This is a genomic window from Bacillus sp. FSL L8-0167 (assembly GCF_038630295.1).
Lineage (GTDB): Bacteria > Bacillota > Bacilli > Bacillales > Bacillaceae > Bacillus > Bacillus safensis.
In genome coordinates this window covers 2888987-2901089 of the sequence record NZ_CP152027.1, presented here as the reverse complement: position 1 = coordinate 2901089, position 12103 = coordinate 2888987, and the positions used below count along the sequence as shown (strand labels likewise).

The window sequence follows — 12103 nt, the reverse complement described above, 5'->3', positions numbered from 1 at the left end:
GGATTATTATTTAGAGGATCGAACTATTTTTTAAGCATAAAAGGGGGAGATACATTCATGAAGAAATTGATGACGGCAGAAGATTTAACGAAGATTGTTTCTGTTTCCCATCCGGTTTATTCACCAGATGGAAAAAAGGCAGTCTTTACAAAAGTCACTGTGAATGAGAAAAAAGACGATTACAACATCCACTTATGGGTTCGAGATGAAGAGACAGAGGAGCTGGCACAATGGACATTTGAGGATGGAAAGCATCATCAGCCAGTTTGGTCAAAAGACGGCAGGCAGCTTGCTTTTATTTTACAAAAGCCAAAGGAAGTTCCTCAGCTGGCGCTCATGAAGAGCGAAGGAGGCGGCGTGCGAACTTTAACGACGATTCCTTACGGAGTATCTCATCCTGTCTTTTCTCCAGATGGTGCTTTTCTTTATGCGGCTGTGTCATTGAAACAATCAGAATCTGTTCATGATGAAAAAAAGGAAGAGCAAGATGACTTTGCTCCAGCGGTATATGATGATTTGACCTATAAAGCAGATGGAAGAGGCTTTTTAGATGGGCGTGTCACGCAGATCGTGAAGGTGGATATCGATTCAGGAGAGATAGAGCCTGTCACGAGCGAGCAGGTTCATCATATGAATCATACGATTTCTCCTTGCGGCAAATGGCTTGCCTTTATTCAATTAAATCCACAGATACCTTACATAAGTGACGTGTGTCTTCTGTCATTAGAAGATGGTCAGACAAAAAAGATCACACAAGCAAATGGCGCTTATTCCACCGTATCTTTTTCTCCAAATGGAGAGAGTCTTTTGTATATTGGACATGAGCGCGAATTTCAAAATGCCACCTTCCCATCACTATGGTTGTATGATCTGAAGGAAGAAAAGACGGTTCAACTGTCAGAAATGCTCGATATGTATGTTGGGAACTGTATGGCAGGAGATAGCGTGATGGGAGAGGTCTATCAGTTTCCGCAGTGGACAAAGGACAGCCAAGGGTTTTATGCGCTTGTTTCTGATCAAGGCAGTACAGGGATTTATTATTTCTCTATTGAAGGTTTAGCCTATCCTGTTCGACTAGAGGCGGAACATATCACCAATTTCAGCCTTCATCCAAATGAATCCAAACTGCTGCTCAGCCGGCTTTCACCTGTCTCACCAAGTGAGCTGTATGAGATGACATTAGGGGAGACAGAACTAAAGCAAATCACATTCGAGCATCATGATTTTCTAAAGAAGCATATCGTATCGGAACCTGAATCATTTTCTTTTCAGTCAAAAGATGGAGACGAGGTGCATGGCTGGTTTATGAAGCCTTCCCAGATGGAAGAGGGAAAGAAATATCCGCTCATTCTAGAGGTTTATGGCGGTCCGCATGCGATGTATGGTCATACGTATTTTCATGAATTTCAAATGCTCGCTTCTGAAGGCTATGCCATCGTGTATATCAATCCGCACGGCAGTCATGGGTATGGACAGATGTTTACCGATCGCGTGAGAGGAAGCTATGGTGACGTTGATTATGACGATGTCATGCAGGCTGTTGATCATGTGCTCAAAGCCTATGATTTCCTTGATGAAACAAGGCTTGGCGTGACAGGCGGCAGCTATGGCGGTTTTATGACCAATTGGATTGTTGGGCAAACTGACCGCTTTCGGGCAGCGGTCACACAGCGCTCCATTTCAAACTGGATTAGCTTTTACGGCATCAGTGATATTGGTTATTTCTTTACAAGGTGGCAGATTGATGGGGATATTTATGATTCTGTCGATAAGCTATGGGATCGTTCGCCGCTAAAATATGTGAAGCAGATGAACACGCCGCTGCTCATCTTGCACAGTGATGAAGATTATCGCTGTCCAGTTGATCAAGCAGAGCAGCTTTTTGTGGCCTTGAAGGAGCTTGGGAAAGACACAAGATTGGTCAAATTCCCGAAGGCATCTCATGATTTATCCAGAAGCGGCCACCCGGGGCAGCGTATTCAAAGACTGACTTTTATAAAGGAATGGTTTAGAGAAAAGCTAGCCTAATAACGACCCTTCAGCGTGCTGACAAACCCTCGCATTCGGTGTCAGTCCTGCGTGCTGGTGCTCACGAATAGAAAATTCGCTCCGCGCCAGTACTCGTCCTTCCTAGACTTCAAGGGTTTTCATATCACGCTGAAAAGAAGACAAAGGGCTAAAGCCTTTGTCAATCATGAAAAAAACGACCCTGATTGGGTCGTTTTCATGTCATATATGAATTAGAAAACCTGTTCAACTTCTACAACGCCAGGCACTTCTTCTAATAATGCGCGCTCAATACCGGCTTTCAATGTAATGGTTGAACTTGGGCAGCTGCCGCATGCACCAAGAAGACGTAATTTCACAATGCCATCTTCAATGTCTACAAGCTCACAGTCTCCACCATCACGTAATAGAAATGGACGAAGTTTGTCCAGTACTTCCTGTACTTGGTCTTTCATTTCGACTTCAGTCATTAGATATAATCGCTCCTTTCACAACATATCACCATTATATTCATCTGGACGATAAAAATCTATTGATTGGTTTCAAAGTTTCCTTTTCATTATAGCACAATCTCATCTTGAAACAAAAAGTGATTTTTGCTTTTTTCATCCAGAAAATTCAGCTAAAATGAAGTAAGAATAGGGGGCTTGTCAAATGAACAAAACCGTCGATCTTTATGTTTATGGAAGAGATGTACTGTGCGCCAGCTGCGTGAATCTGCCTTCTTCAAAAGATACGTTTGAATGGTTAGATGCAGCATTAAAACGAAAATATCCGAATCAGCCATTTCGCATCACATATATTGATATTGAGCACCCGCCAGAAAATGAACAACAAAAGGAATTGTCTGAACGAATTCTTGATGATGAATTCTTTTATCCGCTTGTCTTAGTAGAGGATCAAATCGTTGGAGAGGGCAATCCAAAATTAAAAGACATTTATCAAGAAATGGAGAAATACGGGTACAAGGAGAGCAGTGAATAAGCTGTTCTTTTTTTGAGGAAGAAAATAGAACAAACGTTCCATTTTGTGTTGAAAAAGAACGTTTGTTCGTTTATAATGAAATGAAAGGAGCGTGAGCATCATGAATTATTTACTGAAACAATCTCTTCATCAGCAAATACCGATTGAGATGATTTATATGAAGAAAAATGGAGAGTGCACAAAGAGAAAAATCATTGTCCACCGTCAAACGGATCAGCTCATCCAAGCATATTGTTTATCGAAAAAGACGATGAGAACCTTTCGTAAAGACTGCATCCTTGCCCTTGCTCCGATCAAATGGACCCACTCATCGGCACATGCCGTTTCATAGAAAAAAGCTCCCTCATCATGAAGGAGCTTTGAGAAAAAATTCACATAATTTTAGCCGTTGTGATGTTTGTACATCCAAAGGAGTCCAGATTTCAGGAGTCTTGGCACCCGCCCAACAAGTGGACGATCAGCCACTAAGCCAAAGCCGGCTTTTTTCCCTAAAGAACCTAAAACACCTTTTAGCTTAAACTGTGGATAAGCCTCAGGAAGCGGCTCATTTTTCCAGCGTTTTTGCAGCGATTGGACAATTTGTTCTGCCTGCGCCTCAGCAAGCTGTGCACTTGGGGCATGCGGCAGACTTGCGCAGTCACCTACAACATATACATGCTCATCCCCTGGGAGGTTGTGATGAGGAGTTAATACGACGCGGCCTTGTGCGTCTTTTTCAACATCCATCTCACGTACCACTTTGCTTGGCTGTATTCCTGCTGTCCACACGATGACATCTGCTTCAATCGCGTCATCATGGTTGTAAACGACACCTTCTTCAACCTTTGTAATATTGGCACAGTTAATGATCTTCACGTCATTTTCTTCAAACCACTTTTGCACATACAAACTTAATCTTTTTGGAAAGCTCGATAGAATCAGCTCTCCGCGGTCGAAAAGAATAATGTTTAAATCAGCACGGCTTTCTCTTAGTTCACTGGCCAGCTCTACCCCGCTAAGTCCAGCACCGACGATGCCAACCGTTGCACCTGCGCTCAAATTGTTTAATTTGTTATACGCATGTCTTGACTGATCAATGGTTTGAATGCTGTATGTATGTTCTTTCGCACCAGGGACATTATGATACTTGTCCTCACAGCCGAGTCCAATCACCGTATCATCATACGGAATCGGTTCACGGTCGCTGAATAAGATCTGTTTGTTTTCAATATCAATTTTTTCTACTTCCCCGTATTGAATATCCAGCTTCGGATGCTCTGGAAAAGATACTCGAATGTGATGATCAGAGATCGTTCCAGCAGCAAGTGCATAATATTCTGTTTTTAAACAGTGGTAAGGATTTCGATCAATTAATGTGATAGTGACATCATCAGGTAATTGATTTGGCAATAAGCGGTGGAGAACCCGCATATTCCCGTAACCTCCGCCGATCAAGACTAAATTTTTCATGACGATTCTCCTTTTCCCCGTAGACATTGAAAAACACTTATACTAAAAAACTTTAAGTTAAAATACCAAATAAAATTATATCGAATTTACTGTGAAACCACAATAATTGTTTCAAAATAACCTACATATTCATCAGTTAGTCCTAAATAGTAAAACATTTTACGAGGAATAGGTGTAACGATACAGATGAAGCTCATATTTTGACTAATACAAGGAATTTCGGTAGGATGGTAAGGCAATGTGAGGTGAAGCACAGTGTTTCCACTGATCGAATTTTGTGTAAGTAATCTTGCACAAGGGTCTCAAGAAGCAAAAGAGAAGCTTGAAAAAGACCCAAACCTAGACGTAATGGAATACGGCTGTTTAAGCTATTGCGGCAAATGTATGGACTCCCCATTTGCACTTGTGAATGGAGAATTTGTTTCAGGAGAAAATGCAGAGCAGCTAGTCGAGCGTATTTATGCTTTTATAGAGGAAAACGACATGTTTTAAATGCACCACATGGGTCATGAGGTGCATTTTTTTCACATTTTCATCTTCCATTTTTAAGGAGAATTAATAGAAAGCGCATCCAATATGTTATGCTAATAAAATATCATCAATATGAAGCATCACACGAGAGAAAAAGAGGCATATGCATAATAAAAGCCCTTTGCCATGGCAGCAAAGAGCTTCTATGTATGAAAAACGGGGGATGATAAGATTGTCTCCTGAATCGACTCCTTTTATACTATAAAGAAACAACATTTTTGGAGGAAGCTCATGACATCATTTCAATTCACGAAAATGCACGGATTAGGAAATAATTATATTTACGTCAATCAGATGAAGGAACAGCTTCCAGAAGAGCAGCTATCAGAGATAGCGATTCGCGTTTCTTCTGTTTATACAGGAATCGGTTCTGACGGGATGATCCTGATTTGCCCATCAGATGTTGCACCTGTGAAGATGCGCATTTTCAACAATGATGGATCAGAGGGTAAAAACTGCGGTAATGGGCTGCGCTGCGTTGCAAAGTATGTGTATGAGCATCAAATTGTGACGGACACAACGTTCCAGATTGAGACATTGTCAGGACTCGTTGAAGCGACCGTTCACGCTCAGGATGGTCACGTTCAGCTAGTCACAGTAGATATGGGAAAACCACGTTTTGAAAAAGAAGCGATGCCAATGCTTGGTGAACCGGCCAGCACAACGATTAATGAGGCACTTGATTTTGGCAAGGCAGTTTTAAATGGAACGGCCGTTTCAATGGGAAACCCGCACATCGTTTTTTATTTAGAGGACATTGAAAAAGCACCGCTTCATACACTTGGACCAATCATCGAAAAACACGACATGTTCCCAGAAGGCGTCAATGTAGAATTTGTTGAAGTTGTCAGTGAAACAGAACTGCATTTTCGTGTGTGGGAAAGAGGTTCAGGGATTACACAGGCCTGCGGAACAGGGGCCTGTGCTGCGGCTGTATCCACAATTGTGAATGGTCAGGCGAAAAAAGAAACAGACATGACCGTTCATTTAGCAGGCGGAGACCTCATCATTCGCTGGAAAGACAATGACCACGTGCTCATGACAGGACCTGCTGAAACGATTTGTGACGGCACATTTTATCTCTAAACCATTTATTTGAGAAAAGGCATCATCACGTTTATAATTGAAAAGAAACATCCAGTCAAAAGGAGGGATGATCATGAGTACACCAGTAACCATTACAGAAGCTGCTGCACTGCAGATTAAAGATATGATGAAAGAACATGAAGAAGAAAATGCGTTCCTTCGAGTGGGCGTAAAAGGCGGCGGCTGCAGCGGTCTCTCATACGGCATGGGCTTTGACCATGAAGTCTCAGAGAAAGACACGCAGTTCGAACAGCACGGCATCAATGTCCTTGTCGATTCCGAAAGCCTTGATATCATGAACGGAACCATCATTGATTTCAAACAATCACTCATGGGCGGCGGTTTCACGATTGACAATCCGAACGCCATCGCGTCATGCGGGTGCGGTTCTTCTTTCAGAACAGCGACGAATACCGGTACGCCGGAAGAGTGTTAACAACTGATCATGGATAAAGATAAGCCTGCTTGTTCGTTTGTTTTGTAAACAACACGATCAAGGAGGCTTTTTTAATCGAACTGAGAGCAAAGATAAAAGACACTCACTCAGCATCTTTTTCTCATATTTCTTCTTCGATTTTTAACAGTTCTTTGTCGAGGACATAGATCAACTCATGTGTACTAAACAAATAGATCAAGACTTCTTTATTGACATCTTCCACATGTACTTCAACCTCAACTCGAATCTTTGCTGGTTCTCCGCGATACATGACTTCAAACGTACCGATTTCTTTCGTTTCATTGTCCTTTTGCATTTTCTTTATTTCAGACTGTATCTGTTTGATGTCTTGATCATTCAAACCAGAATCCAAAATCAAAGAGGAGACATGTCTTAAAAAAGGTTCTAATTGATTAATATCAATATTCAACCCTGCTGCGAACTCAGCATCACGTTTGTTAAAGTCTTTTGCAAACAGTTCAACTGAGCCGCCAATAATGAGTAACAAGCAAACACTAATTATGAAACGCCTCAACATCTTTCACCTAACCTTCATGATCTATTTTACTTTCTTTATATCGGTAGAACAGATGATACCTTCATTAATTTCCATACATCGCAAATCGCTCAATTTTGTTACAGCTTGCCCGAACAACTGGCTATTTCCACTCGAAAAGGGTATCATGAGAACCAAACATAAACTGTAGTCAGAAAAGAGGTTGCTGAGGTTTGAGTGAACAAATCAATTGCAGGAACTGTCATGAGCTGATTCCTTATCGTTCCAAAACGTGTCCATCTTGCGGGATTGAGAAGCCGCTTCCGAAAAAGGAACGTGTGAAGGATCGGGTGATTTTGGTTGTGGCAGGGATTGTTGTGGTGCTGCTTGCTGCAATGGTACTTGGGATGGCAAATGCCTATATTGGGATTTTTAAATAAACGAAAAAGGAGTTCCGCGAGTGGGAACTCCTTTTTTGATCCGCTCTTATTTGTTTTCAAATAAGCTTGTGGAATGGAGAGGCTGTACACGGGCTTTCGGGTCCATGTAAGCTTTCGCATTGTTGACAGCAGTTGGTGCTTCACCAAATCCGCTTGCAATCAATTTGACTTTTCCTTCATACGTACAGATGTCTCCTGCCGCATAGAAGCCTTCAATGTTTGTTTCCATTGTAGATTTCACCACGATGGAGTTCTTTTCGATTTCAAGGCCCCATTGTTTGATTGGTCCAAGGGAGGAAACAAAACCGAAGTTGACGATCACGTCGTCCACATCAAGCACTTGTTTTTTGTCGCCTTTGACTTCTTCGAGCACGATTTGTTCAATGCGGTCTTCACCAATGAGCTCAGTTGGTACAAATGGTGTCAGTACATTGACTTTCGAGTTGTGCAGGTTTTCTACACTGTGCTCATGCGCGCGGAATTTATCGCGGCGGTGAATAATGGATACTTCTTTTGCGATTGGTTCAAGCATAAGTGCCCAGTCCACCGCAGAGTCTCCGCCCCCAAGAACGGCAACACGTCTGCCGGCAAATTGGTTCAAGTCATTAATGAAGTAATGCAGGTTGCTTCCTTCAAATGATTCTGCTGCATCTAGTTCAAGCTTTCTCGGTTGGAATGCACCGTTACCAGCTGTGATGATGATTGTTTTAGAATAATGAATCTCTTGATTTGTCACAAGTTTAAAGATCCCATCTGCCTGTTTTTCAACCGTTTCAACTGCCTGCTCTAAGCAAATGGTTTGATCAAATTTATCCATTTGTTCCTTTAAGTTATCAACTAATTCTTGTGCGCGGATTTTTGGGAATCCAGCCACATCATAAATATATTTTTCAGGGTAAAGAGCGGATAGTTGACCGCCGAGCTGAGGAAGGCTTTCAATGATTTTCACACTTGCCTGTCTCATGCCTCCGTAAAACGCAGTAAACAATCCAACTGGGCCGCCCCCGATAACGGTAATGTCATATACCTTAGAATCTTCTTGCATTCCTTTAATCCTCCCAAATGAAAATTGTTATCACTATATCATATCATACCACATATCGTCGTTTGACTTGTTTTGAAAAACTTGTCGTTTTTTGATGCTGAAGCTTTGAAAAGGAGGAAAAAGTGAGAAAGACCGTTTATCATAAGGATTTTCAGTTTAAAGCCTTGAAAATTGGAGCAGAACTCGCTATTATTGTTAAGGGAACTAAATATTAATTTTTTATGAATTTTTGTCGGATACGGTCAAATGCTTTCGTTTTATGTAGGTGAAAGTTCAGATTTTCACATACTTATTTTTTTGTTTAAATTTCATAAAATGCCGCAAAGCGGTTGAGAATAACGATATGTAATTCTTTATCCGTTTTACAGCAAATTTAAAAAAGGTGGATGTGATTCCAGTGAATAAACCGAAAATCGTTGTATTAGGTGCAGGTTATGGCGGATTAATGACTGTAACAAGATTAACAAAACAGCTTGGCACAAATGATGCGGACATTACTCTTGTGAACAAGCATAATTATCATTACGAAACAACATGGCTTCATGAAGCAAGTGCAGGTACTCTTCATCATGACCGCTGTCGTTATCAAATCAAAGATGTGATTAACAGTTCCCGTGTCAACTTTGTACAAGCAACAGTTGAAAGCATTGATAAGGAAGCGAAGAAAGTTGTGACATCAGAGGGCGAACTTTCTTATGACTACCTTGTTGTTGCACTTGGTGCTGTTCCTGAAACATTTGGTATTGCAGGACTGAAAGAATACGCATTCTCAATCTCTAACATCAACTCTGCTCGTCAGCTTCGTGAGCACATTGAGCTTCAATTTGCGACGTATAATACGGATGCTGAAAAACGTCCAGAGCGTTTGACAATCGTTGTCGGCGGCGCAGGATTCACAGGTATTGAGTTCCTTGGTGAGCTTGGAAACCGTGTGCCTGAGCTTTGCAAAGAGTATGACATTGATCAAAAAGACGTGCGTATCATCTGTGTAGAAGCTGCGCCAACAGCTCTTCCTGGATTCGATCCAGAATTGATCGACTATGCGATGAACTACCTTCAAGGTAAAGGTGTTGAGTTCAAAATTGGTACAGCGATCAAAGAATGTACGCCTGAGGGGATCATTGTTGGAAAAGACGATGATACAGAAGAAATCAAAGCTGCAACTGTTGTTTGGGCTGCAGGTGTACGCGGTAACCCAATCGTTGAAGAAGCTGGTTTTGAAAACATGCGCGGCCGCGTAAAAGTGTCTCCAGATCTTCGTGTACCAGAAAATGATGATGTCTTCATCATTGGTGACTGTTCATTGATTATCAATGAAGAAATCAACCGTCCATACCCACCAACTGCACAAATCGCTATGCAGCAAGGTGAAACAGTAGCGAAAAACCTTGCAGCACTAGTAAAAGGCGGTTCTCTTGAAAGCTTTAAGCCAGACATCAAAGGAACAGTTGCTTCTCTTGGTGAACACGACGCTGTAGGTGTTGCGTTTGGTAAAAAACTTCAAGGAACAAAAGCTTCTGCAATGAAGAAAATCATCGACAACCGATCTTTATTCATGGTTGGCGGACCAGGACTTGTTCTGAAAAAAGGAAAATTCAAGTTCTTCTAAACCATTATAGACAAAAACGTGTATCCTCGTGATACACGTTTTTTTATAAGTTGTGGTATATTTTCTCACTTGGTCATCGGCAGCAAAATATGTTATGATGAATTATCAGAAAATTTAGATTAAGGAGTGAGCAATATGAATGCACAAACAAAGGAAAAAACATCAACCTGTCAATATTGTTCAGGAAAAGGGTACTTTCAGCTATTGCTCGGCGGATCTGAAACGTGTGAGGAATGTAAAGGGACAGGAAAGAAGCGTTAATCGATCTGCTTTTTCCATTGATTGACTTCATCTCTATTTCCAAGTTAAACTAATGATGGGATATTTGGGGGTGGAGATGAAGTGATCAGTTTACCAGTCGTTATCATTTCAGTTATTTTATTTTTCGTGTTATTCTTCGGCATTGGATTTTTGCTCAATATGCTGCTGAGAATGTCATGGATTATGGCTATTTTATATCCAATTGTATGCCTTTTCATTATCAACAATCAAAAGATGATCGCTTATGTAAGAGAGCCTGGCACCGCTTTTTCAGGAATAGGAGACCGGATCGTCTCACTCGCTGCGGCAGATATCATCATCTTATTAAGCGGCCTGATCGGTGCAATCACATCAGGTTTTGTCATTAATGCACTTCGAAAAAGAGGGTATCAAATGTTTTAACTCACTTGTGGACACGCAAGTGGGTTTTTTTGTTTCTCCTTTGCATAGTTTCCATTTTGTTTGGAAACAAATAGATGGGTAGAGGAGTGACAAATAGAGATGAAAACATGGATGAAACGATTGTTCATGACAGCCCTATTCATGCTTGCACTTTTGACAAGCTTTACGGGCATATCTGGAGTCGAACCAAGTGATTTAGCTGCGTGGGTGAAAGAGACCGATGCGGGCAGGCAAGTATCTTCTTTTTTTCAGCAGCCAAAAAGGGAAACGATGGCACTCAAAAGTGAAGATGCGCGGTCTGTTTCTCTCGAAGAGGCGTTTAATTGGAACGATTACCCGAAACAGAAGGTTGTGGCAACCGGCTATACAGCAGGTGTGGAATCAACAGGCAAAACGAAGGAACATCATGCATATGGCATTACATATTCAGGCGTTAAAGTGAAACGTGATTTATATTCAACAGTGGCAGCCGACCCATCTGTTTTTCCGATTGGAACGGTGCTGTTTATCCCGAACTATGGCTACGGTGTGGTTGCAGATACCGGGAAAGCCATTAAAGGTCATAAGCTTGATTTATACTATGAAACCGTTGATGATGTGTATAGAGAATGGGGTAAAAAAGTGCTCGATGTGTATATCATCAAAAAGGGTGAAGGGACGTTAACGGAAAAAGACTTAAATCAGCTCAATGAAGCAGAATCGATGCAAGTATTCCGTCAGCAGTTTCAAGCCAATAAAGAATAAAAAAGCTTTGGGCCGTTTAAGGTCCAAAGCTTTTTCACTTCTACATAAAGTAATAATCTAAGATGAGTGTCAGCAAGATCCCTGTTAAGCCGCCGAAGAAGACTTCAATCGGCTTATGACCAAGAAGCTCTTTTAATTTCTTTTGCTTTTCTTTTTCTTCCGCATTTGGGAAATTCTTTGCTTCGGAAACAAATCGGTTAAAATCTGTTACGAGCTTGTTGAGAACAGTCGCCTGTTCTCCTGCCTGTCTGCGAACGCCTGTCGCATCAAACATGGTAATAATGGCAAAGATGGCGGAAATGGCAAAGATAGATGTATCTAGCCCGTGCTCTAAAGCCACTGCTGTGGAGAGTGCTGTTACTGCTGCGGAGTGTGAACTTGGCATTCCGCCTGTGCTTGTAATGAGCGACCAATCTAGTCGTCTAGAAATGATAAATTGAATCGGTACTTTTACAAATTGTGCAAAAAAGATGGCTGCTAGGCTGGCAAGCAGCGGAAAATTCGTCAGTACGCTCATGAACAAGAAACATCCTCTCTTTAAGAAAAAATATCGTGCGAAATGATGAACTAAAAATCCTAGTATGATGAAAAAATGATAGCAGTAAAAAAAGCT

The 12103-nt window shown here is 41.4% G+C and carries 15 protein-coding genes and 1 pseudogene; 11 read left to right on the top strand and 5 right to left on the bottom strand.

Going from position 1 to position 12103, the window contains the following annotated elements; translation table 11 throughout:
- Positions 1-57 precede the first annotated feature (57 nt).
- Positions 58-2028, top strand: a complete 1971-nt coding sequence (locus MHB66_RS15095; RefSeq protein WP_046313315.1) for a S9 family peptidase — start codon at positions 58-60, stop codon at positions 2026-2028.
- Positions 2029-2240: 212 nt separating this feature from the next.
- Here MHB66_RS15095 and MHB66_RS15090 read toward each other — a convergent pair.
- Positions 2241-2540: pseudogene (locus MHB66_RS15090) on the bottom strand (NifU family protein).
- Between the two features lie 121 nt (positions 2541-2661).
- On the opposite strand from MHB66_RS15090, the gene MHB66_RS15085 reads away from it, so the two are divergent.
- Both MHB66_RS15085 and MHB66_RS15080 read left to right on the top strand, forming a co-directional pair.
- The gene (locus tag MHB66_RS15085; RefSeq protein WP_034282615.1) at positions 2662-2991 is read left to right on the top strand and encodes a YuzD family protein; all 330 of its coding nucleotides are present in this window, start codon (positions 2662-2664) and stop codon (positions 2989-2991) included.
- A gap of 100 nt (positions 2992-3091) precedes the next feature.
- Positions 3092-3322 (top strand): hypothetical protein, encoded by a 231-nt coding sequence (locus tag MHB66_RS15080; protein ID WP_046313316.1) that lies wholly within the window; start codon positions 3092-3094, stop codon positions 3320-3322.
- Between the two features lie 50 nt (positions 3323-3372).
- Here the strand turns inward: MHB66_RS15080 and MHB66_RS15075 are convergent, their stop codons facing one another.
- Positions 3373-4440 carry an NAD(P)/FAD-dependent oxidoreductase gene (locus MHB66_RS15075; protein WP_034282611.1) on the bottom strand — a complete coding sequence of 356 codons (1068 nt, stop codon included), beginning with the start codon at positions 4438-4440 and terminating at the stop codon, positions 3373-3375.
- Between the two features lie 255 nt (positions 4441-4695).
- Here MHB66_RS15075 and MHB66_RS15070 point away from each other — a divergent pair, with 255 nt between their 5' ends.
- The 3 genes from MHB66_RS15070 to MHB66_RS15060 all read left to right on the top strand — a co-directional run bounded on the left by MHB66_RS15070 (position 4696) and on the right by MHB66_RS15060 (position 6493).
- A complete protein-coding gene (locus tag MHB66_RS15070; RefSeq protein ID WP_008346813.1) occupies positions 4696-4932 on the top strand; it encodes a YuzB family protein in 237 nt (78 codons plus the stop codon).
- A gap of 270 nt (positions 4933-5202) precedes the next feature.
- A complete protein-coding gene (gene dapF, locus MHB66_RS15065; protein ID WP_046313318.1) occupies positions 5203-6057 on the top strand; it encodes a diaminopimelate epimerase in 855 nt (284 codons plus the stop codon).
- A 73-nt stretch (positions 6058-6130) separates the two neighbouring features.
- Positions 6131-6493 (top strand): iron-sulfur cluster assembly accessory protein, encoded by a 363-nt coding sequence (locus MHB66_RS15060; RefSeq protein WP_024423354.1) that lies wholly within the window; start codon positions 6131-6133, stop codon positions 6491-6493.
- A gap of 121 nt (positions 6494-6614) precedes the next feature.
- On the opposite strand, the gene MHB66_RS15055 is transcribed toward MHB66_RS15060, so the two are convergent.
- Positions 6615-7031: a hypothetical protein gene (locus MHB66_RS15055; protein WP_046313321.1), complete on the bottom strand. Its 417-nt coding sequence runs from the start codon at positions 7029-7031 to the stop codon at positions 6615-6617.
- 191 nt (positions 7032-7222) lie between these two features.
- Here MHB66_RS15055 and MHB66_RS15050 point away from each other — a divergent pair, with 191 nt between their 5' ends.
- Entirely contained in the window at positions 7223-7429 is a 207-nt protein-coding gene (locus MHB66_RS15050) for a hypothetical protein (RefSeq protein WP_024425965.1), read from the top strand.
- 46 nt (positions 7430-7475) lie between these two features.
- On the opposite strand, the gene yumC is transcribed toward MHB66_RS15050, so the two are convergent.
- Positions 7476-8474, bottom strand: coding sequence for a ferredoxin--NADP reductase 2 (yumC, locus tag MHB66_RS15045; RefSeq protein WP_034282604.1), 999 nt, complete (start codon positions 8472-8474; stop codon positions 7476-7478).
- Positions 8475-8865: 391 nt separating this feature from the next.
- On the opposite strand from yumC, the gene MHB66_RS15040 reads away from it, so the two are divergent.
- The 4 genes from MHB66_RS15040 to MHB66_RS15025 all read left to right on the top strand — a co-directional run bounded on the left by MHB66_RS15040 (position 8866) and on the right by MHB66_RS15025 (position 11490).
- Positions 8866-10083: an NAD(P)/FAD-dependent oxidoreductase gene (locus MHB66_RS15040; RefSeq protein ID WP_170825856.1), complete on the top strand. Its 1218-nt coding sequence runs from the start codon at positions 8866-8868 to the stop codon at positions 10081-10083.
- A gap of 135 nt (positions 10084-10218) precedes the next feature.
- Positions 10219-10344 (top strand): YuiA family protein, encoded by a 126-nt coding sequence (locus MHB66_RS15035; protein ID WP_157840088.1) that lies wholly within the window; start codon positions 10219-10221, stop codon positions 10342-10344.
- 81 nt (positions 10345-10425) lie between these two features.
- On the top strand, positions 10426-10746 hold the full coding sequence (locus MHB66_RS15030; RefSeq protein ID WP_024423349.1) for a YuiB family protein: 321 nt from the start codon (positions 10426-10428) through the stop codon (positions 10744-10746).
- Positions 10747-10845: 99 nt separating this feature from the next.
- Positions 10846-11490, top strand: a complete 645-nt coding sequence (locus MHB66_RS15025) for a 3D domain-containing protein (protein ID WP_034282599.1) — start codon at positions 10846-10848, stop codon at positions 11488-11490.
- A gap of 40 nt (positions 11491-11530) precedes the next feature.
- Here the strand turns inward: MHB66_RS15025 and MHB66_RS15020 are convergent, their stop codons facing one another.
- Entirely contained in the window at positions 11531-12007 is a 477-nt protein-coding gene (locus tag MHB66_RS15020) for a divergent PAP2 family protein (RefSeq protein WP_024423347.1), read from the bottom strand.
- Between the last annotated feature and the right edge of the window lie 96 nt (positions 12008-12103).

Excerpts from the sequence above, each read along its gene's own strand:
- MHB66_RS15025 (WP_034282599.1), top strand. The coding sequence starts at position 10,846 with ATGAAAACATGGATGAAACGATTGTTCATGACAGCCCTATTCATGCTT.
- MHB66_RS15095 (WP_046313315.1), top strand. The coding sequence starts at position 58 with ATGAAGAAATTGATGACGGCAGAAGATTTAACGAAGATTGTTTCTGTT.
- MHB66_RS15035 (WP_157840088.1), top strand. The coding sequence starts at position 10,219 with ATGAATGCACAAACAAAGGAAAAAACATCAACCTGTCAATATTGTTCA.
- yumC (WP_034282604.1), bottom strand. The coding sequence starts at position 8,474 with ATGCAAGAAGATTCTAAGGTATATGACATTACCGTTATCGGGGGCGGC.
- MHB66_RS15055 (WP_046313321.1), bottom strand. The coding sequence starts at position 7,031 with ATGTTGAGGCGTTTCATAATTAGTGTTTGCTTGTTACTCATTATTGGC.
- dapF (WP_046313318.1), top strand. The coding sequence starts at position 5,203 with ATGACATCATTTCAATTCACGAAAATGCACGGATTAGGAAATAATTAT.
- MHB66_RS15080 (WP_046313316.1), top strand. The coding sequence starts at position 3,092 with ATGAATTATTTACTGAAACAATCTCTTCATCAGCAAATACCGATTGAG.
- MHB66_RS15060 (WP_024423354.1), top strand. The coding sequence starts at position 6,131 with ATGAGTACACCAGTAACCATTACAGAAGCTGCTGCACTGCAGATTAAA.
- MHB66_RS15085 (WP_034282615.1), top strand. The coding sequence starts at position 2,662 with ATGAACAAAACCGTCGATCTTTATGTTTATGGAAGAGATGTACTGTGC.
- MHB66_RS15020 (WP_024423347.1), bottom strand. The coding sequence starts at position 12,007 with ATGAGCGTACTGACGAATTTTCCGCTGCTTGCCAGCCTAGCAGCCATC.
- MHB66_RS15075 (WP_034282611.1), bottom strand. The coding sequence starts at position 4,440 with ATGAAAAATTTAGTCTTGATCGGCGGAGGTTACGGGAATATGCGGGTT.